General features: G+C 58.0%; 17 protein-coding genes and 1 tRNA gene. 6 read left to right on the top strand and 12 right to left on the bottom strand.

Annotation, left to right across the window (positions count from 1 at the left end; all coding sequences use genetic code 11):
• The first annotated feature begins 2 nt into the window (after nt 1-2).
• The 5 genes from A2273_11280 to A2273_11260 are packed head-to-tail and all read left to right on the top strand — an operon-like array spanning nt 3 to nt 6,635.
• Nucleotides 3-2,168, top strand: coding sequence for a hypothetical protein (locus tag A2273_11280; GenBank protein ID OGF06141.1), 2,166 nt, complete (start codon nt 3-5; stop codon nt 2,166-2,168).
• A complete protein-coding gene (locus A2273_11275; protein OGF06140.1) occupies nt 2,165-3,241 on the top strand; it encodes a UDP-N-acetylglucosamine 2-epimerase in 1,077 nt (358 codons plus the stop codon). The genes A2273_11280 and A2273_11275 overlap by 4 nt, the downstream gene beginning before the upstream one ends.
• The gene (locus A2273_11270) at nt 3,238-4,515 is read left to right on the top strand and encodes a hypothetical protein (protein OGF06139.1); all 1,278 of its coding nucleotides are present in this window, start codon (nt 3,238-3,240) and stop codon (nt 4,513-4,515) included. The genes A2273_11275 and A2273_11270 overlap by 4 nt, the downstream gene beginning before the upstream one ends.
• Nucleotides 4,516-4,534: 19 nt before the next feature.
• A complete protein-coding gene (locus tag A2273_11265; protein OGF06138.1) occupies nt 4,535-5,647 on the top strand; it encodes a hypothetical protein in 1,113 nt (370 codons plus the stop codon).
• Entirely contained in the window at nt 5,640-6,635 is a 996-nt protein-coding gene (locus A2273_11260; GenBank protein OGF06137.1) for a hypothetical protein, read from the top strand. The genes A2273_11265 and A2273_11260 overlap by 8 nt, the downstream gene beginning before the upstream one ends.
• Before the next feature lie 2 nt (nt 6,636-6,637).
• On the opposite strand, the gene A2273_11255 is transcribed toward A2273_11260, so the two are convergent.
• Nucleotides 6,638-7,093 (bottom strand): SsrA-binding protein, encoded by a 456-nt coding sequence (locus A2273_11255; GenBank protein ID OGF06136.1) that lies wholly within the window; start codon nt 7,091-7,093, stop codon nt 6,638-6,640.
• A 52-nt stretch (nt 7,094-7,145) separates the two neighbouring features.
• Between A2273_11255 and A2273_11250 the strand changes: the two genes are divergently transcribed.
• Nucleotides 7,146-7,232: transfer RNA gene (locus A2273_11250), tRNA-Leu, on the top strand.
• A 45-nt stretch (nt 7,233-7,277) separates the two neighbouring features.
• On the opposite strand, the gene A2273_11245 is transcribed toward A2273_11250, so the two are convergent.
• From A2273_11245 to A2273_11195, 11 genes are all read right to left on the bottom strand, one after another.
• Nucleotides 7,278-7,655: a hypothetical protein gene (locus A2273_11245; GenBank protein ID OGF06135.1), complete on the bottom strand. Its 378-nt coding sequence runs from the start codon at nt 7,653-7,655 to the stop codon at nt 7,278-7,280.
• Between the two features lie 18 nt (nt 7,656-7,673).
• Complete coding sequence (locus A2273_11240; protein ID OGF06213.1) at nt 7,674-8,705, bottom strand: hypothetical protein; 1,032 nt, start codon at nt 8,703-8,705, stop codon at nt 7,674-7,676.
• A gap of 386 nt (nt 8,706-9,091) precedes the next feature.
• A complete protein-coding gene (locus A2273_11235; protein OGF06134.1) occupies nt 9,092-11,884 on the bottom strand; it encodes a hypothetical protein in 2,793 nt (930 codons plus the stop codon).
• Nucleotides 11,884-12,600 (bottom strand): hypothetical protein, encoded by a 717-nt coding sequence (locus A2273_11230; protein OGF06133.1) that lies wholly within the window; start codon nt 12,598-12,600, stop codon nt 11,884-11,886. The genes A2273_11235 and A2273_11230 overlap by 1 nt, the downstream gene beginning before the upstream one ends.
• Before the next feature lie 102 nt (nt 12,601-12,702).
• The gene (locus tag A2273_11225; protein ID OGF06132.1) at nt 12,703-13,374 is read right to left on the bottom strand and encodes a rhomboid family intramembrane serine protease; all 672 of its coding nucleotides are present in this window, start codon (nt 13,372-13,374) and stop codon (nt 12,703-12,705) included.
• 16 nt (nt 13,375-13,390) lie between these two features.
• A complete protein-coding gene (locus tag A2273_11220; GenBank protein OGF06131.1) occupies nt 13,391-15,448 on the bottom strand; it encodes a hypothetical protein in 2,058 nt (685 codons plus the stop codon).
• A gap of 119 nt (nt 15,449-15,567) precedes the next feature.
• Nucleotides 15,568-15,984, bottom strand: coding sequence for a hypothetical protein (locus A2273_11215; GenBank protein OGF06130.1), 417 nt, complete (start codon nt 15,982-15,984; stop codon nt 15,568-15,570).
• An 81-nt stretch (nt 15,985-16,065) separates the two neighbouring features.
• Nucleotides 16,066-16,404, bottom strand: coding sequence for a diguanylate cyclase (locus A2273_11210; protein ID OGF06129.1), 339 nt, complete (start codon nt 16,402-16,404; stop codon nt 16,066-16,068).
• A 23-nt stretch (nt 16,405-16,427) separates the two neighbouring features.
• The gene (locus tag A2273_11205; GenBank protein ID OGF06128.1) at nt 16,428-17,120 is read right to left on the bottom strand and encodes a hypothetical protein; all 693 of its coding nucleotides are present in this window, start codon (nt 17,118-17,120) and stop codon (nt 16,428-16,430) included.
• A gap of 54 nt (nt 17,121-17,174) precedes the next feature.
• Nucleotides 17,175-19,643, bottom strand: a complete 2,469-nt coding sequence (locus A2273_11200) for a DNA gyrase subunit A (protein ID OGF06127.1) — start codon at nt 19,641-19,643, stop codon at nt 17,175-17,177.
• 16 nt (nt 19,644-19,659) lie between these two features.
• The gene (locus tag A2273_11195) at nt 19,660-19,992 is read right to left on the bottom strand and encodes a hypothetical protein (GenBank protein ID OGF06126.1); all 333 of its coding nucleotides are present in this window, start codon (nt 19,990-19,992) and stop codon (nt 19,660-19,662) included.
• Nucleotides 19,993-20,004 lie beyond the last annotated feature (12 nt).

Genomic DNA, 20,004 nt, shown 5'->3' with positions numbered 1-20,004 from the left:
TTATGAAAAAGATCTGCCTTTACATATCATCCCTGCTTATCCTCCCCCTGACGTCCCAGGCCCAGCAGTGGACCAGCCATACCAATTTCAACCATGTTTCCCAGCTGGCCTTCCAGCCGGGAGGCCATATCATCTGGGGAGCCACCCCCGGCGGGATATTCTCCTTTTCATCCACCGATACTGTTTTGATCCAGCACTATACCAACGTGGACGGCCTGCCCTACATCGAGGCTTCTTCGGTAACTTTGGACCAGCACCACCACAAGTGGATCGGCACCCTGGGCGGCGGGCTGGCCAAACTGGATTCGGCCGGCAATGCCTGGACCGTGTTCACCCGGAACGACGGCCTGGCCTCGGACACGGTTCTTTGCACCGCGGCCGGCGGGCAGAACGTTTTTGCCGGCGGGTACGGCTCCCTCTCCTATTACGACGGATACAACTGGTTCTCCCTGCTGGCCCAGCAGGGATATGAACTGGGCAACCGGACCCAGGCCCTGGCGGCCAGGGACGACTCGCTGTGGATCGCCACCGACCAGGGGCTGCGCATTGTAAAAGTATCCCCCCTGTCCTCGATCCGTGATACCAATAACTGGACAACCTTCAGCAATTACGACGGGCTTTCATCTGATGTAAGATGCATCCTGCTGACGGACACCCTGTCGATGATCGGCGCCGCCAACGGGGCGGCCCGGCTGGTGGGCGGGGCCTGGCAGAGGATCCCGGGGCTGGGCGACCAGGTGAGAAGCCTGGCCCGGATGGGGGATTCGCTGTTCCTGGCCACCAACAACGGGGTAAAACTCTGGCATCAGAATGTTTTGAGCGACATCAGCCCCGGATTGTTAAGTTATAATGTGCTTTCGCTGACGGTCGACGAAGGCCAGATACTGTGGGCCGGATGCGACCAGGGGCTTTGCCGTTATGACGCCGGAAGCTGGGATAATTATGTTTTTCCCGGAATTGCCAAAAATTATGTCCAGCACGTTTCGGTCTCCAAAACCAAAACCGTTTGGACCACCGATGGCAATACTTTGATATCTAATTATAAAAATAATTCCTGGAGCGCTTTTACCAACCCCATTCCGGGGATCCCCCTGACCGCTTTAACGGTGGATCAAGATAACAATGCCTGGATCGGCCTGGGCTGGTGGGACGGGCTCAATAATTCGTACCTCCTGAAATACTGCCCCGACAGCCTGGTCAATATCTTCTCCACGCCCCGGGTGCCTGCCGGCTGCGGCGTCTGGACCGGCATGGTCGACCGGGACAACACCAAATATTTCACCGCCTATAATTTTGCCATCTTCTCCGTCTCCCCGGACGATTCGGTCTGGACCAGCTACGTCGATCCCTCGCCCCGCGGGGCCTATAACAATGCCATGTGGATCATCTCCATCGCCAAAGATCTGTCGGGTGGTTTATGGCTGGGATCATATTATAACGATCTCACCTACTTTAAACCGCAGGAAAACACCTGGGAGCATTTTGGCGTCGAGTCGGGCATTCCGGACGTCAATATCCGCCAGATCGCCGTTGACAACAGCAACATCATTTGGCTGGCCACCGGGAACGGCCTTTGCCGTTCGGAATATGATCCGGTTGCCCATACCCTGAGATCGACGGTCTTTCAAACCAGCAGTTCTCCGATTTTGGGGAATGATATCCGGTCGATAGTCATCGACCGCTCTGACAACAAGTGGATCGGGACCGAGCGGGGCCTGTCCCTGCTGACCTGGGACGGGAAGTGGGTGAATTATGACCGGCGCTTCAGCCCTTTGATCAGCAACGATATCCGGCAATTGGCCGTCTGTCCCCATGACCGGTCCGGCGACGACATCTATATCGCCACCGCCCAGGGACTGAGCGTATTAAGATATGATGCTGTCGCACAAAGGCCCGTTGATAATCCCTCTGTCGCCCCCAATCCGTTCAATATGACCCGGGATGGTCATATCTATTTCAGCAACCTGCCGAGCGAGGCACGGATCGATATCTATACCCTGGACGGACGGCCCTGCGGCACTTTTTACGGCCCGCCGGCCCCGGCCCATACCCTAAGCATACGGCCGGATACGGATTTTCCCCGACGGCCGGCCGCCGGCCTCTACCTCTGCCGCATCTCCTCATCCGGACAAAAGCCGGTAATCTGCAAACTGGTGATGATAAGATGAAGTTTTTAACCGTCATCGGGGCCCGCCCCCAGTTCATCAAGGCCGCCCCGCTCTCCCGGGCCCTGAGGGAAAAGCACCGGGAGATCCTGGTGCACACCGGCCAGCATTACGATTACGGTATGTCCCAGCAGTTCTTCAGGGAGCTGCACATTCCCCGGCCGGATTATAACCTGGAGGTGGGCTCCGGCCTGCACGGGGCCCAGACCGCCGCCATGCTGGCCAAGCTGGAGCCGGTGGTCATCCGGCAGAAACCCGATGCCATCATAATCTTCGGCGACACCAATTCCACCCTGGCCGGGGCGCTGATAGCCGCCAAGCTGCATATCCCGCTGGCCCATATCGAGGCCGGCATGCGCAGCTTCAATAGGATGATGCCGGAGGAGGTCAACCGGGTGGTGGCCGATCACCTGTCGAATATGCATTTCTGCTCCACCAACACTGCGGTGAAGAACCTGAAGAAAGAGGGGATAACCAACGGCCTCTACCTGGTGGGCGACATCATGTACGATGCCCTGAAGGATATTCTCCCCACCCAGGACCGGACCGCAAAAATAATCAAGCGGCTGTCGCTGGTGCCGGGAGATTATCTGTTGGTGACCATCCACCGGGCGGAGAATACCGACCACCCCGATAACCTATCGGCCATAATGGAGGCCCTGCTCTCATCCGGCAAAAAGGCGGTCTTCCCGGTCCATCCCCGCACCGAGAAAAAGCTGAAGGAATTTTTGCTGTGGGATAAGTTAAAAAGATCGGATAACATCCTGCTGATCCCTCCCCAGGGGTACAGTGAATCACTGAGTCTGCAGTCGGCCGCCCATGCGGTGGTCACCGATTCCGGAGGCATCCAGAAGGAGGCCTACCTGCTGAAAACCCCCTGTTTGACCGTGCGCCGCGAGACCGAATGGGTGGAGACGGTCAAGACCGGCTGGAATCAGCTGGTGGGGCCGGACAAAAAACGCATCTTAAAAGCCCTGGCCGGGTTGAAGCCGCCGGCCGCCCATCCCGATCTTTACGGCCGGGGCCGGGCCGCCCGGCTGATAGTGGGGCATCTGGAAAGGCACCTGGACAGATGAAACGCCTGCTGATACTCAATTACTATCATCCTCCCCAAGGGGGCGTTCACCGGGTGGTGAAATTCATAAAATACCTGCCCCAGAACGGCTGGCAGCCGGTGGTGATAGCCCCCCATCCCCGGGGCATCTACCGGTATGATGATTCCCTGTCCAATGATCTGCGCCAGGCCCAGGTATTCCGCACCGGTTCTTTGGACCCCATGCATCTTTCCTCTTCCAGGATCGATCCGGAAACCGTCAGCCGCCATCGCGGCTTAATCGAACTGATCAACAACTTCTTTATCCCCGATAATAAGATCGGCTGGGTGCCTTTCGCCGTTCAGGCCGCCCTTAAGATCTTCCGGCAGGAACCTTTCGACGCCATCTTCTCGTCCGCCCCGCCTTTCTCCTCGCACCTGGCCGGCCTGTCCATCAAACGACTGGTCTCCCGGCCTCTGATCTGTGACTTTCGGGACGCCTGGTCCCAGCCCAACACCCTTAACCGGGGATATTCTTCTTTCCGGCTGCATCTTAACCGCCGCCTGGAGGGCCTGGTCGTCAGGCAGGCCGATATGATAACAGCCATCAATGCCCCCATCCTCGAGGGCCTGCAAAACATCGGCCTGAAAAAAGGCAGTGCTAAGGTCGTCCTGCCCCAGGGGTTCGATCCCCTGGATTTCGCATTGAGCGATACCCGGCCAAAATCGGACAAGTTTACAATAGCCTACACCGGCTCTTTGACCAAATATCGGCGGATAGATGTTTTGGTCCGGGCTCTTCGCGAACTGCTGCAAAGCAAGCCGCCCCTGGCCAAAAAGATCAAAATAATCCTGGCCGGGGTATATAAACCGGAAGATCTGGCGATCGCCCGGCAGTTGGGGGTCTCCGAATATTTTGAATTCCGGGGACATCTGGCCCATGACCGGATAATCGAAATACTGGAAGCGGCCACCGTCCTGTGGTTCACGATCGGACGGGAGGAGGGACCGACCGTCTCCACCAGCAAGGTTTACGAATATCTGGGGGCCCGAAAACCGATCCTGGCCTCGATCCCGGATTCCAGCCCCGCCGCCCAATTGATCAGAGAAACCGGCACCGGAACGGTATTGGACCCCGATGATCATCTGGGGCTGGCATATCAGATCGGGCAGCTTTTCCATCAGTGGCAGAACAATCGGCCCGTCTTTCACCCCGATGACAAGGCCCGGCATGGATATGACCGGAGCCTGATCACGCAACAGCTGGCGGCCCACCTCAACCGGCTGGTCTCAAAAAGCCCCGCCCCAAACTTATGATTTTTTAAATTTTGCCTCCATGACAAGAAATCCGCCGCAGTCCGTCCTGTTTCTGTTGCCGTCCGTCAAGATCGGCGGCGGCAACCGGGTTGTTTTCGAACTGGCCAATGGCTTGATTGAAAAATACCCTGTCGAAATATGGCACCCCAGGGGGTCCGGTGAATGTTATTACAAGACTGCCCCCGGGGTGCAGGTCAGAGCCATTGGCCTGGCCGGTGATGATCTTGTCATTCGTGCTGTAAATATAATATTGCTGTTTATTTTAATCAACCTGTCGGCCAACCGATTCAAGCATATAATCTCCACCGGCCAGATCCTGGGTCCTCTTCTGGTATTCATCCCCGGGGCAACTGTTTATAACTTCATTCAGGCGGATGATCTTCTGATATTCAGCGATCTGGCCCTGTTACGCAATAAGTTCATCTATGGCATCTACAAGCTCCTTACCCGCTTAAGCTACCGGTATCCCAACGTCCGTTTTATCTTCAACTCCGGTTACAGCCACCGCCGGTTCCTGGAAAATTCCGGCCGTTCTAATGCGCCCCGGTCGCTGGTCCGCCCCGGGGTGGATCCCGATGTTTTCAATAATGACCGCCGGCAAAAAAAGAAGGACGGGAAGAAGCTCCGTCTGGCATACCTGGCCAGGTTCCATCCCATAAAAGGCCTCCAGACAATGATAACGGCCTTCGCTCTTCTGCCGGAGAATACAAAACAAGAATTGACCGTCACCCTGGTCAGCCCCGACGATCTTACGGCTTACGACATCCCCCGGGAATGGCAGGTGGAAAGCCCCCTAAACGACACGGCCCTGGCTACAATACTTAGATCCAGCGATCTGTTCGTATCCACCAGCCTTAGCGAGGGGTTCGGGCTTCCGGCCCTGGAGGCCATGGCCTGCGGTTGCGCCGTCATCCTGAGCCAGAACGGCGGAAGCACGGAATATGCCCGCCCCGGACAAAACTGCCTGGCCTACCATCCCCGGGACGGCCGTGCCCTGGCCAGGCATATCATCCGGCTGGTGGACGACGAAAAACTCCGCAGGCAAATTTCCCATCAGGCGGTCATGACCGCAGGACATTTCTCCTGGCGGCGTTCGTTGGAAGAATTATCACAGATGCTGGACCATGAATAAATTTGATCTCTCCCATTTATTATCAGACTCGCCCTTCTTAAGGCCCCTGGCTTACCGGGTTCTCTCATCGGGCCGGCTGGGCCGGAATCTTTGGTACCGGCGTCTCTATTCCCGGCGGATAAAGGAGGTGCAGCAAAGAGGGCTGCCCTACCCCGCGACGGTGGCCATCGAAGGCACCAATGCCTGCAATGCGGCCTGCGTCATGTGCGGGCACCGGAGTATGAAACGGGCCCAGGGGGTGATGTCGCTGGAGCTGTATCAGAGGATCCTGGAGCAGCTGCAGGGCTGGCCCATCCGGAGTCTTCTGCTGTCCGGCTTCGGGGAGCCGCTGCTGGATCCCCATCTGGAGGAACGCATCTCCCTGGCAAGATCGAAGGGCTTTGGGAACATCGGCCTGGTCAGCAATGCCTCCCTGCTCTCCCCGGAAAAGGCCCAAAAACTGATCTGGGCCGGCCTGAACCTGATGCATATCAGCCTGGACGGAGCTTCCCCGGAAACCTATCATAAACTGCGCCCCGGGCTTGATTATCATAAAGTGGTGGAGAATATCGGCCATATCCTGTCGCTTTCACCCCGGCCCAAGATCCATCTCCAGGTGGTCACCCTCAGCGATAATAAAGCAGAGATAACCGACCTGCGGCGTTTATGGGAGCGCAAAGCCGACCGCCTGATATTCCGGCAGGCCCAGGACTGGGCCGGCCAGGTGCCCCTCCCGGACCGGGAGCACAGCTCGCACCTGGTGGAACGGGAGCATTGGCCGCCCTGCCGTTACCTCTGGGAGCAACTGAACATCTACTGGGACGGGACAGTGCCGGTCTGCTGCCTGGATTACGAGGCCCGGCAAACCGTAGGGAACGCTCAAACGGATGCTTTGGCCTCCATCTGGCAGGGAGCTGCTTTGGGAGGCCTGCGGCAAAAACATAATGCCGGCCAAAGGGACCAGCTGTCCCTCTGCCGGCACTGCCGTTATTTTTCGGTCTGGTGGTGAGGCTATCCCCGGAACCTCCCCTTGTTGGTGCCCCTCATCTCCCGGTCCACGTCCCGCTTCTTGATGTCCTCCCGCCGGTCATACTGTTTCTTGCCTTTGGCCAGAGCCAGATCGATCTTCACCTTTCCCTTTACAAAATACAGCGACAGCGGGATCAGGGACAGGCTCTTCTCTTTTTGCTGGGCGGTCAATTTCCGGATCTGCTCCCGGTGCAGCAGCAGCTTTCTGGGCCGGGTGGCCTCCAGGTTGTAACGGTTGCCGTGATCATAGGGGGAAACATGCATATTGAACAGGAACAGCTCCCGGCCCTTGACCATGGCAAAACTGTCCTTGAGGTTGGCCTGCCCCTGGCGGATGGACTTGACCTCGGTGCCCCGCAGGACGATCCCGGTCTCCAGCCGGTCGATTATCTCGTAATCATACCGGGCCTTTTTATTTAATATGCTTTCGATCATCATATCATCTTGACAGTGGAGCGTATTTTATATTATAATGACACCTGATGGCAAGGCCGTGGTGGCGGAACTGGTAGACGCGCTAGGCTCAGAACTTAGTGTTCGCAAGGACATGGGGGTTCGACTCCCCCCCTCGGCACCATTTTACCGGCATTTTTAAGCCGCAAACTTAGGTTTGCGGCTTTTTCTATGCCGGCGGGGGTTCATCCTCGGCCAGCGCCTCCCCGGACAGGTATCCGTCTATCAGCTCCCGGGCCTTTTGATACTGGTGTTCCATGACCATCACCCGGCCCCAGCGGGGAAACAGCATCCTGGCCACCCCGTCGTACATGGGTATCTGTTCCGATTTGATGATGTTCCGGATGCCGTTGTCGTTCAAAAGGGACGACAGGGCCAGGGCCGACATCTGGTCCGGGGCGTCATAGACCGCCAGCAGGTCAGAATCCACCTCCTCCCGGTTGTCGGCCTCCGGCGGCAGGGCCGCCATCAGATCGGATCCGCAATCCGAGCAGTTCTTGAATCCTTCACGGTATTCGGTCCGGCAGTTGGGACAGAAAGGCGTCATGGCATCATATCCCTGGAATCATTTATCGGACAGTTTGATCCGGTTCTTTCCCGATTCCTTCACCTGGTACATGGCCTGGTCGGCCTTGGAGAACAGCTCGTCGGTGCTTCCGGCCTGCTCCGGGTAATTGGCGATGCCTATGCTGGCCGTTATCCGGCACGACAGTTTGTGGCCGGTCAGAAACGGCTGGGCCTCGATCTTCCTCCTGATGGTCTCGGCCAGTTCGATGGCCTGCCGGGAATCCTTGCCGGGCAGGACGATCACGTATTCGTCGCCGCCGTAGCGCGAGGCCATGTCCGGCGGGCTGACCTCCCCGGCTATCCGGTCGGCCACCTCCTTCAGGGCGTGCCCGCCCATCAGGTGGCCGTAGGTATCGTCCACCTCTTTCATGTGGTCCAGGTCTATGAATATCAGGGACAGCGGCTGGCCCTTTTTGACCGCCTCATCCAGGGCCTTCTTCAGGAACATGTCGCAGTGCCGGGAATTATACAGCCCGGTCAGGTCGTCGGTGATGGCCAGCCGCCGGGCCTTTTCGTACAGCCGGGCGTTCTCTATGGCTATGGCGGCATGGTCGGTCAGGGTCTGCAGCAGGTCCAGGTCCTTCTGTTCAAAAGAGGCGTCGCCCAGCTTGTTTATTATCTCCACCACTCCGATCAGCCGGCCCCGCGACATCAGGGGAGTGGCGATGATGGATCGGGTGCGGAATCCGGTCTTCTGGTCCAGGCCCTTGAAGAAACGCTGATCCTGGGCGGTATCCGGCACGATCACCGGCCGCTGGTTCTGGGCCACCCAGCCGGCCACCCCCTGCCCCATGCCCAGCCTCATCTCCTTCACCTGCTGGCCCTTCTCCCCGGTGGCCACCTCGAACACCAGTTCGTTGGTCTTTTCGTCCAGCATCAAAATGGACCAGGCCTCGGCCTTGATCAGCTCTTTGACCTTGCCCATCACTATGTCCAGCACCTCTTTGAGATTGAGGGTGGAGTTGAGGGTCTTGGCGATGGTGTTGAAGGTGGACAATTCCCGGATCCGCTGCTTGAGATCCCCCAGCAGCTGGCGATTCTCATTCTGGAGGCGCCGCCTTTCCAGGCCCCGTTCCACCGCCAGCAGCAGTTCCTCGTGCCCGAACGGCTTGTTGATGTAGTCGTACAGTCCGCTCCTAAGCTGCTCCCGATCGTCCTTGTCGACCTTCTTAGATATCGAAAGCACCACCGGAATATCGGGATTGGCCTGCCTCAAATGCTTCAGCAGATGGAGGCTCTTCCGGCTGGCCAGCTCGGCATCCACCAGGATCAGGTCGATGTTGCGGTCCCGGATGATGCTCACCACCTCCTTTTCGTCGGAGGCCAGCACCGATTGGTGGTGATGACCGCTCAGGACATGGACCAGGGTCAGGGCAAAAAGCCGGTCCTGGTCAACGATCAGTATCTCCGCCATGATTACTTACCCCCCTTCTCCTGGGGTTGAACTTCGTATACGAATTTTATCTCGGTCTTGGTCTGGGGATCCATGAACCTGCCGTCGTCCTGCATGGCTGCCTCCTTGTCCCCGGCCTCCATCCGCAGGCTGGCCTCCTTGGAGGTGTTCGACAGCCCCAAGATCTGATATCCGGCCCTCCTGACCGAATAATTCCTGCCCGGGATATAGTAGCTGCCCTCATCGGCAACGGAATCGCATATCTTGAGGCTCTCCCGGAGCTTGCTTTCCCAGCCATCGGTCCCGGTGGTCCTGGTGCACCACAATTTCTCCTGAGGAAGGGAGGTGAACCTCTCGGTGTTGAGCATCATATTGGCGAAAGAGACGTGGTCCAGCATTATCACCGAACGGCTGGGGTCCTTGCCGGTGGCATACAGGCTGGCATTGTTGACCGCCGCCCCGCACAGGTCGGTATCGCCGAACGAATTGAGCGACAGGTTGATCTCTTTGCCGGAGGAGCCGGAGGATATCCCCACCCCTATCCGGAACAGCGATTTGAAAGCCGGCGGCAGGACCGCATAGTTTATCCCTTCGTAGAGTATCTCCCTTTCCTTGGCGTCCCGGAACCAGTCCCGGTAATTGCTGAAATTCTCCTGGATGAACTTCTCGGCCACATTAAGCATCTCGGTGGCGCAGTCCACCGCCTGTTTGGTGGATTCGGTGGCCGGCAGGATGTTCAATTCCGTCCCCGAGCTGATGGAATGCCTCAGTTTGAGCCCCTTGCCGGTGAAGACCTCCTTGTAGCATTTTTCGTAGGTTTCGTGGGCATTGTCCCCGAACCAGGCCAGTCCGCCATCCCCGGTGTCCTTGACAATGAATCCGCCATGCTGTCTGATCACCTGGGTGATCATATAGCCCAGTTTGTTCTTGATCTCCCTTTCCTTGTCGGCGTTCATCAGCTTGGAGCTCATGAAGCTTGATCCCCGGATGTCGTAGACCATCACCGCCACCACCCGGGAGAAATGCTTGTACACCCTATCCCGCACCTCGCCGTCGTTCTTCAGGGCGGCCGAGGACCGGGGCAGGACCGCCCCCTGGGCCACGAAACAATAGCAACGATTGTATCTCTTGAGCCTTTCCGAAAGATAAAAAACTTCGTCGCATAATTCCTGCTGTCTCAAAACCGGAGGATCCTTCACCATCAGGGGCGGCCACAGCCGGACCAGCGAGGCCAGCCGGCGGAAATTCATGATCGGCTCGGCCACCTCCTTGAGGAACTTCCGGTAGTTCTCGATCAACAGCTCCACGTGGAAGGCCCGGTTCCCTCCCTGTTCCTCTATCAGCCCGGAGATGGCCCGGCCGTCGGCCTGGGCCTGCTCCATCTCCAGCAGGACGGCGGCGGCATGGGGGTCGTTGGGGTTGCGCCTGGCCGCCTCCCGATCCAGGGTTTTCACCTTGATGTTGGCCTGCTCCAGCCCCTGCCGGATCATCTCCACCAGGGTCTTGGCCAGGCTATTGGTAAGCCCCTCCCAATCACGTTTTATCGACTGGTCAAGGTTGTTGAAAAATTCCAGATGCTTCAGAATATCGGTGCCGATCTCGCCGGATTGGGAGGTGAGCATTGCCGTCAGGTCCTTCAGAGGCATCCTCTGCAGCGCTTGGCACCTTTCGATGGAGGTCTGGAGGGCTTTCTCCTTGCGTTCCAGATCCTGCAGATACCACAGCTGGCCGGTAAGGTTTCTCTGGAATTGCATCAGGGAATCGGTGACCTTGGCCGCCAGGTTCAGCAGGTTTTCGGAATAGAGCTTGGCGTCCACCACCTTGGACATGTCGCTGTTGTTCAGCATCACCAGTTCCTGGGTCTGCTTTTTGACCCGGCTGGTGTATTTCTGAAGGTCGGCCAGCTCCTGGTTGAGCTTGACCTCCAGCTCGGAGGCTCTCTTGATCAGGACCTTCTGGATCTCCTTGGCGGCCAGCTCGGTGATCTGGGCCAGGCTGCCGGAGATCATATTGGTTATCTCTTCGGGTTTGGCAAAGTTGCTGCTGCCCAGCTTCTCCCACAGCGCCTCTTCATTGGCCTTCAATTGCTCGGTGTACAGCAGGTGGAATAGCTCCGAGATCATCCATTGGGAAAGATTCAGTTCCCTGAGCAGCGGGGCAAAATTTCCGGCCTGGGGATTCTCCAGGTCGAAGGTCACGTTCCAGCCCTGATCCAGCAGTTTCTCAAAAAGTTCGGTGTCGATGGAATGCTTCTGCAGCACCTTGTCCCTGATGGGTCGCAGCAGGGCGGTCAGCTCCAGGTTGAACCTCCGCATCACCTGCGGCTCCTTGCCCCTGACCGCCTCCGACTGCTGATCCCACCATGGTGTCGAAGACTCTGACATCAGCTGGCGGTAGGCCAGTTCGAATATCAGGGCCAGCTCCGGCTGGGCCGAAGTGAAGTTGAGGTAGATCTCCTCCACCGTGCCGTAATAGATGTTCCTCCCGAAATCGCGCCACCGGTCCCAAGCCCTTTCGTTGGGCTGACCATCGGCGTCGTACAGGCAGCATTCCAACAGCATCTGGGCCGCCTGCCCGTGGAACTCCCGGGTGCCCTGGGGCAGCTCCACATAGACCAGCCCCGGGTTCTTGGCCTCCCCGAACACCGAGAGGATCTCGCCGCCCAGCCTTCTCTCTTTAAGGAACCGGGACACCAGGCTTATCTTCTCCCGGGCCTGTTCCGGCTGTCCCAGCGTTTCATCGGTCCGGGAGATATAGCGGCTGCTGGTCTTGATGATCTTCTCGAATTCCGATATCTTGAAACTGGCATTATCCATCAGATGATCTTCTCCCAGCCGGCCAATATCTGTTTGATGTCCGAGGTTAATTTCAGCACCACCGCCTCCATATATTTCTTGGCCCGGGCGGAATTGAACACCGGATAGCCCTTGCCCGGCTGGTTCAATATCATGCTCCGGTAGAAGGGGTGCATGCTGATGCCCTCAAAACGGTGCCCGGCCTCCTCCCGGCGGTAGTCGGACTTTGAGACCAGCGCCGGGTCGATGGCCATCAGGGCCGCCAGCTCGTCGGCCCCGGCATGGCCCGAGCCGTCGAAATATTTGGCCGATGCCTCTTCGGCCGCCATCCACCAGTGGATCACCAGGCAGCCGGCCTTTTTATCCCTCCACAGCCCGGCCCCCAGATCGTCCAGGCTGTCGATGTTTCCGCCATGGCCGTTGAGCACGATGATCTTCTTGAAGCCGGCGTCGGCCAGGCTGAAGGCCGCCTCCCGGACATAGGCCTTAAGGGTCGGGGGGCTGACGGTCAGCGACCCCGGAAAGCCGATCAGGGAATTGGTGACGCCGTAATTGATGGCCGGGGCCACCAGGGCGTTGAGCGGCCGGGAAAGCCGGTCGGCCAGGTAGCCGGGAATTATGGCATCGGTGCCCAGGGCCCCCGGCCCGTGGGCCTCGATGGTCCCCACCGGCAGCAGGACCATATCGGTCTTTCCGGGGACCGTCTTTTGGAACTGCTTCCAGTTCAATCTCTCCATTCGGTGTTCCATGGCTGATTCCTTGCTATGATGTAAGATATAAGTTGACCGCAGGTCTGAATTTTAATTATGTCAGAAACCGGGCCCTTTTGCAACATTTTTTTAAACAAAAGACCCTTTATTTCTCCGGCGGATAAACGGGATGGCCAGCAGCATCCCGGCAAAGAAGCCCCCGATATGGGCGAACCAGGCGATGCCGCCGGACTGCTCGCCCGGCAGGGGCAGGCTGATCAGGCCGAACAACAGCTGCAGCACTATCCAGAAACCCAGCACCAGGACAGCCGGGACCTTGATTATCCGGATGAAGATGCCCAGGGGGATCAGCGTCAGCACCCCGGCCCGGGGGTACAGCAGCAGATAGGCCCCCAGCACCCCGGCCACCGCCCCGGAGGCCCCCACCGTGGGAATGGTCGAATGAGGGTTGAACAAAATATGTCCCCAGGCGGCGGCCAGGCCGCACAGCAGATAAAAGAACAGATATTTGACATGCCCCAAAGCATCCTCCACGTTGTCGCCGAAGATGAAAAGGTACAGCATATTGCCGATGATATGCTCCCAGCCGCCGTGAATGAACATGGAGGAAAAGACGCTCCCCCATCCGGCAATGCCCAGGCTCAGCGCGCTGGCGGGGACCAGACCGAAACGCTGGATGAATTGCGAGACATCCTGGCCCAGGCCGACCTCATAGAGAAAGACCAGCCCGTTGAGGGCGATCATCAGGGTATTGACCGCCGGGAAACCGGATGATGGTATGTCGTCCTTGAGGGGTATCATGGTTTGCCTTTCATGCTCAGCTTAATCCGGAGCGCCGCCGCCAGTACCATTCCCCGGCCAACAGCAGGACCATGATCAGCGGTAACAGCCAGGGGGCCAAAGGTCTTTCTGCCGCCGCCGGTTGCGGTTTGACCTGATCCAGCCAGTCATTATTGCCGGCCACCGAATCGATATCCCAATATCTGCCCTGGGTGATCCGGGATATCTCCCTTAACAATTTCCGGTTCTGGAAGCGCTCCTTTTCCTGGCCCGGGAAGGGCTCCACCCAGAATCGACCGGAGAGGTCGGCCAGTTTTTTACCATCCGCCGAAAGGGCAGATGCATAACCATACTCTCCCGGCGGCAGGGCCCCGGCATCGAATATATAGCGCCCCGGGGCCCAATGGGACATTCTCCGTTTTTGCCGGAGGCCGTTTCTGCCCTTGATCTCAACCGACCACTCCAGGCCCTGGGCCCGGCTGTTTTCCGCCGGCAGGCTTCCCTGGAAAATGATCTTTTCGTCGGGATAGTAAAAGCTTCGGTCGGTGGATAGGGTTATGTTTTGATCCTCCATGCCGGCCAGCCAGCGAAAGCTCCCGGTGATCAATGCGGGATAGACCAGGCTGTCTCCCAGCATCCCCTGGGCGGCCATTTTCCACGGCCCCAGTGATGATGCCGTTATCTGCATTACGCGGCCCCGGCCGAAGTAGCCACGGCCCCAAAAGGGGATGTGCTCTTTGTTGTTTTCAACAGTTCCCAATAGCACCGCATCGGCAGCCAACTGTTTGACCTTCCCCCTGATGTTCAAGGGAGGATATTTTACCATCCGTTTAGCGATCTGTTCGGTCAGGGACTGATCGAACAGGCCGGAAGCCAAGAAATATTTCGTCAGCGAAATCGTTCCCTCACTGAGCCCGCTATTGGACGAAGGCATCAGGGGTGCAATGGCATACAGCTGGCGGCTGCGGAACGCCCAGAGCCAGTCCAGGCCCAGTATCAAAAGTCCGCCTCCTCCGTCCCGCACCCGGGCGGCGATATCGCCCTCCAGACCCCTTTCCAGCATGCTTTCCCGGATGCCCTGCAGAATGATCACATCGGCGGTTTTTATTTTATCAGATGGATCCTGCCGGTCTCCCTCCTGGCTGCCGATGCCCGACCAGCTGTCATCCTTCCACAGATAGGGGTTCAATTCGATATTTTTGGCATTGGCCGCAGTCTGCTGCATGAACCTCAGGTCCCATCCCGGATCGCCTGACAGGTAGAGAACATTGATCCGGTCTTTTTTTACGTTTATTGCCACATTTTTTCGGTCGATGGTATCGCCCCCGGACAGCATGCTGACCGTATAGCGGTTGAGCCCCAAAGCAGAAGGGGCCGCCTCCAGGGTGATCGTTTTCTTGTCGGCAGAATACTCCGCCTGTTGCAGGGTTCTTCCCCGGCCGTCGCTCAGGACTATCTTATCCCTGTCCTTGACGTTGTCCAGCTGCAGCACAATTGCCGCCTTCTGCCCGGGAGAGATGTCCTCCGGTGAATTTATCCGGGATATTGAAGGACGCTGATCATCAGCCTCCGGGCCCAGGCCGATGGCGTATATCGGAATATCCCCGCCGGCTGTCCCGGATGCCGGATCTCCCGGCGCGTTATGATTGCCGTCCGACAACAGCACCACCGCTTTCGGCTTTAAGGAGACCGCCGCTTTGATCATCTTTATCAGATCGGTATTGTCGGAATACTCAACCGGCGGGCCGGGCAAGGCCTCCCGCAGGCCGTTCTGGTCATAAATATATTTTTTTATATCCTGCCGGAAGGATATTTTGCCCAGCAGGTCCATCGCCCTGTCAAAACGTCCGGTCGGACGGCCGTCACGCTGGGCCATGCTGCGGCTGGCATCCACTACCAGGACCATGTTGTTTTCCTGCCTGGCAAAAATATTCAGGCTGAGGGGAATTCCCCACAGGGCCAAAGCGAACAGGATGATGGCCAAAAGCCGTATTCCGGCAAACCCCAGCTGCAGTTTACGGCCGATCCTTTCCTTTTCGCTTGCCAGCGACCAGAAGGACAGGGCCGTTATCAGGATTATCAGGATCAATTTCATGAAAGGATTATACTTATTATTCGGTGATAAAGTCAATAAAGGTGGCCGGGAAAATGATAAAGCCGTCATGTCTCAACAACAGGACGGCTATTAACAGAGCTAACTTGGCTGTAAAAAGTTTATGCCTGGGGAGTGCCCTGGGCCGGGGCCGGAGTGTCCTTGCCCCAGGCCATGATGGCTATTATCACGATATTGGCGATCGGGATCAGCAGCAGCAGGCTCCACCAGCCGGGCTTGCCCAACCTCTCGGCGATCTTCCACCAGATGTAGATCATGGCCACCATCATGACGATCGCCCCCAGCACCGGAATGATGGCCAGCAGTATCGATAAGGTCCACCACCAGGGCAATTTGGCTATCTGGGTCATCAGATACACATTGCCGATCGGAATGAAGCCCAGCCAGCCGTTGGGGGTGTCGGTCTTTTTGGCAATGGCCATCAAGGCAAAGGCCGAGAACAGGTAGGCGGCCAGCCCCACGAACATCCAGACCACGCCCATCGCCGCCAACAGACCGGTGCCGATTTGATCTTCCATTTAACATACCTCCAGTTATGTTTTGGGGAATTGCTTATATCTGAACTATACTACGATGACTTATAAAAAGCAAGCGGAAAATCATTTTCTCTCGAAGTGCGGCATATCGAAGGGTATCTCCAGGGACAATTCCACGAATCCCCGGTATTTGCCATCCCTGAACCAGGGGCTTTGGTGGATCAACTTCTTGATGCCGTTCTTCTCTATGGTGTAGACATTGGTCCGCTGTTCATTCATCAGAGCCATAAGCTTGCTCCTGGCCGGTTCGGGATGGCAGTCCAAAAGGTTCCGGCCGATCAGCTCCCGGCCGCCGTATTTGGCAAAGGTGACAACGGCCTTATCGTTCATGTAAAGGATGATCCCTTCCCGGTCGCAGACCGTGACCGCCCCGCCGAATCCGTCCACCCACTCCCCGGCCATATTTGTCGCTCCATTGCTTAGGGTTAAAATTTCACCTGATTGCGGCCTTGATTCTTGGCCTGGTACATCTTGGCATCGGCCTCGGCCAGCATCTCCCGGTGGCTGGGAAGCCCGACATCATAACACAATCCCAAACTTATGGTGACCCTTAAACCTTCCTGGATCTCCGCCCAGCGATATTCCTCGATGCTCTTCCTTATCCTCTCGCAGACCAGGATCCCTCCGCTGGAGGGGGTCTCCGGCAGCACCAGCACGAATTCCTCCCCGCCGTAACGGGCGACGATGTCCACCCCCCGGCAGTTATCGGTGAATATCTGGGCCACTTTTTTCAGCACCCGGTCGCCCACCTGATGCGAATAGGTATCGTTGATGTTCTTGAAACGGTCGATGTCGGCCATTATCACCGTCAGGTTGCGGCGGTATCTTTTGGCCCGGTCGAACTCGTTCTCCAGCCGCAGGTCCAGATAACGGCGGTTGTAGAGACCTGTCAGACCGTCCTCCTTGGTCTGCTGCTCCAGTTCGGCGGTCTTGGCTCCCAGGTCCTCCAGCAGTTTGGATTTCTGCTGGTTGGCTTCGGCCAGAGAACGGTTCAAATGCTGCAGCTCCCGGCAGGCCTGGGCCAGCTCGTCTATCAGGTCCAGCCGGTCGATGGAACTGAGGTCCTTGTGTCTCAACAGTTCCAGCTTCTGCTCCAGATGCTGGGAAAGATCCTTCATGGCAGGCCGGCTGATATTTTACCGGCCGCTCCTTTAACAGAGCGGCTAAGGTAATTATTCCAAAGCTTCGGGTTCTCCATCCCCGTTCTCCTCGTCATCCTTGGCTGCCAGGCGGGCCACATCCACCACCTTGTCCTTGCCGTCCAGATTTATCAGGCGCACCCCCTGGGTGGCCCGTCCCATCACCCTGACGTTCTTGAGGGCCAGCCTTATCACCTGGCCCTCGGTCGAGATGATCATCAATTCGTCGCTGTCCACCACCTCCTTGACCGCCACCAATTCGCCGGTCTTGTCGGTGAGCTTCATGCTGATGACCCCCTTGCCGCCCCGCCGGGTCACCCGGTAATCGGCGATGTCGCTCCGCTTGCCGTATCCCCGGTCGCAGATGGTCAGCAGGCTGCCCTCCCGCTTGACCACCACCATCCCGATCACGTAATCCTTCTTCTCCAGGGTGATGCCCCGCACCCCGCCTGCGGTCCGGCCCATGGATCGGACGTCAGACTCGTGGAAGCGGCAGGCCTGCCCCTGGCGGGTGACCAGGATGACGTCCTCGGTCCCGTCGGTCAGCTTGGCCTCTATCAGATGATCCGTGTCGTCCACCGAGGCGGCGATGATGCCGGCCTTGCGGGGATTGGAGAATACCGACAGGGCGGTCTTCTTGACCACCCCGCTGCTGGTGGCCATCACCACGAAATGCTGGTCGTCGAATTCCTTGACCGCGATATAAGCGGCGATCTTCTCGTCGGTCTTCAACTCCAGGAGGTTGCTGATCTGCCGGCCCTTGGTGGCCCGGCCGCCCTCCGGGATCTCGTAGACCTTCAGCCAGTAGCAGCGGCCCTTGTCGGTGAAGAACAGGATGTAATGGTGGGTGGAGGCGATGAACATCCCCTCCACGAAATCCTCGTCCTTGGTCTTCATGCCGGTCACCCCCTTGCCTCCCCGGCCCTGCCGCTTGTAGGCCGTGGCCGAAAGGCGCTTGATATACCCGGCATGGCTGATGGTGATCACCATCTCCTCGTCGACTATCAGGTCCTCGATGGAGAATCTCTCCTCGGCCGCGGCGTGGATCTCGGTGCGGCGCTCGTCGCCGTATTTCTTCTTCAGCTCGGCGATCTCCTCCCGGATGACGCCCATCAGCCGGCGCTTGCTGTCCAGGATCCCCTTCAGTTTGGATATCAGTTTGATCAGCTCCTCGTATTCCTCCTCTATCTTCTTGGTCTCCAGGCTGGTCAGCCGCTTGAGGGTCATGTCCAGTATGGCCTGGGCCTGTTCCTCGGAGAGTTTGAACTTTTTCCGGAGCGATTCCTTGGCCGCCTCGACGTTGGCCGATTTCTTGATGATCCTGACCACCTCGTCGATGTTCTCGATGGCGATCTTCAGGCCCTCCAGGATATGGGCCCGTTTTTCGGCCTGGGCCAGTTCGTACCTGGTGCGCCGGGTGACCACATCCACCCGGAAATCGATGAAATGGTTCAGCACCTGATGCAGGTTCAGCACCTTGGGGACCCCGTCCACCAGGGCCAGCATGATCACTCCGAAACTGTTCTGCAGCTGGGTGTGCTGGTACAGCTGGTTGATGGTGACCCGGGGGTCGGCATCCCGCTTCATGGTGATCACCACCCTCATGCCGTCCCGGTCGGATTCGTCGTTGATGTCGGCTATCCCGTCCAGCTTCTTGTCCCGCACCAGCTCGGCCACCTTCCCTATCAGGCTGGCCTTGTTGACCTCGTAGGGCAGCTCGGAGATGATGATGTATTCCTTGCCGCTCTTGGCGGTCTCCACCATCACCTTGCCCCTGATCACCACCTTGCCCCGGCCGGTCAGGTAGGCGTCCCGGATCCCGGAGACCCCCATGATCATGCCGCCGGTGGGAAAATCCGGCCCCTTGACTATCTTCAGCAGTTTCTCCGGCTTCAGCTCCGGCTCGTCGATCAGGGCGGTGACGGCGTCGCACACCTCGCCCAGATTGTGGGGCGGGATATTGGTGGCCATGCCCACCGCGATCCCCGAGGAGCCGTTGACCAGCAGGCCGGGCAACAGCGAGGGCAGCACCGAGGGCTCCTGGAGCGATCCGTCGTAGTTGTCCACGAACTTGACGGTGTCCTTGTCTATATCCTTGAGCACTTCGGCCGATATCCGGGACAGCCTGGCCTCGGTGTAGCGCTGGGCGGCCGGCGGATCGCCGTCCACCGAGCCGAAGTTGCCCTGGCCGTCCACCAGCATGTAGCGCAGCGAGAACTCCTGGGCCATCCGCACCATGGAGTCATAGATGGCCTGATCGCCATGGGGATGGAATTTACCCATCACCTCTCCCACGATGCGGGCGCTCTTCTTGTAGGGCTTGTTATGGGCCATGCCCAGCTCGCTCATGGCGTACAGTATCCGGCGGTGCACCGGCTTCAGGCCGTCCCTGACGTCCGGCAGGGCCCGGCCCACGATCACCGACATGGAGTAGTTCAGGTAGGAGGTCTTCATCTCCTCCTCGATCTCGCAGCCGATTATTCTCTCTCTTTCAAGTGCCATCTATATATCCTTTATATTATTTTTTCTTGGCCCTGTCGATAGGCGGAGTCTTTTTATCCAGCGCCTTCAGGTCCTCGATGGTCATTCGTCCCTGGTCCGGGCAGCTTTCGGCCTCCTCTTTTGGCATCCGGTACAGTTCGATATCCACCCAATGGCCCTTCTGACAGGCCTGGTAGAAGGCCAGGTATTCCTTCTTGTCCGTCAGGTCGGCCGCTATGGCGTATTTGCTTCCCTGGACGATGCCCACCAACACCTCGTCGTTCTTCACATAGAACATCTTTTCGGTGGCCGGTCCGATCCGCTGGGCCCGTTCCAGGACCTTTTTAACCGCATAATATCTGGCGGCCATATTGCCTCCAAA

This window comes from Candidatus Edwardsbacteria bacterium RifOxyA12_full_54_48, from assembly GCA_001777915.1.
Taxonomy (GTDB): Bacteria; Edwardsbacteria; AC1; order AC1; family EtOH8; genus UBA2226.
The sequence above is the reverse complement of the archived record's forward strand: the minus strand, read 5'-3'. Positions and strand labels throughout refer to the sequence as shown.

Excerpts from the sequence above, each read along its gene's own strand:
- A2273_11270 (OGF06139.1), top strand. The coding sequence starts at position 3,238 with ATGAAACGCCTGCTGATACTCAATTACTATCATCCTCCCCAAGGGGGC.
- A2273_11235 (OGF06134.1), bottom strand. The coding sequence starts at position 11,884 with ATGGATAATGCCAGTTTCAAGATATCGGAATTCGAGAAGATCATCAAG.
- A2273_11215 (OGF06130.1), bottom strand. The coding sequence starts at position 15,984 with ATGGAAGATCAAATCGGCACCGGTCTGTTGGCGGCGATGGGCGTGGTC.
- A2273_11245 (OGF06135.1), bottom strand. The coding sequence starts at position 7,655 with ATGACGCCTTTCTGTCCCAACTGCCGGACCGAATACCGTGAAGGATTC.
- A2273_11210 (OGF06129.1), bottom strand. The coding sequence starts at position 16,404 with ATGGCCGGGGAGTGGGTGGACGGATTCGGCGGGGCGGTCACGGTCTGC.
- A2273_11200 (OGF06127.1), bottom strand. The coding sequence starts at position 19,643 with ATGGCACTTGAAAGAGAGAGAATAATCGGCTGCGAGATCGAGGAGGAG.
- A2273_11265 (OGF06138.1), top strand. The coding sequence starts at position 4,535 with ATGACAAGAAATCCGCCGCAGTCCGTCCTGTTTCTGTTGCCGTCCGTC.
- A2273_11280 (OGF06141.1), top strand. The coding sequence starts at position 3 with ATGAAAAAGATCTGCCTTTACATATCATCCCTGCTTATCCTCCCCCTG.
- A2273_11255 (OGF06136.1), bottom strand. The coding sequence starts at position 7,093 with ATGATGATCGAAAGCATATTAAATAAAAAGGCCCGGTATGATTACGAG.
- A2273_11260 (OGF06137.1), top strand. The coding sequence starts at position 5,640 with ATGAATAAATTTGATCTCTCCCATTTATTATCAGACTCGCCCTTCTTA.
- A2273_11205 (OGF06128.1), bottom strand. The coding sequence starts at position 17,120 with ATGAAGGATCTTTCCCAGCATCTGGAGCAGAAGCTGGAACTGTTGAGA.
- A2273_11195 (OGF06126.1), bottom strand. The coding sequence starts at position 19,992 with ATGGCCGCCAGATATTATGCGGTTAAAAAGGTCCTGGAACGGGCCCAG.
- A2273_11220 (OGF06131.1), bottom strand. The coding sequence starts at position 15,448 with ATGAAATTGATCCTGATAATCCTGATAACGGCCCTGTCCTTCTGGTCG.
- A2273_11225 (OGF06132.1), bottom strand. The coding sequence starts at position 13,374 with ATGATACCCCTCAAGGACGACATACCATCATCCGGTTTCCCGGCGGTC.
- A2273_11275 (OGF06140.1), top strand. The coding sequence starts at position 2,165 with ATGAAGTTTTTAACCGTCATCGGGGCCCGCCCCCAGTTCATCAAGGCC.
- A2273_11230 (OGF06133.1), bottom strand. The coding sequence starts at position 12,600 with ATGGAGAGATTGAACTGGAAGCAGTTCCAAAAGACGGTCCCCGGAAAG.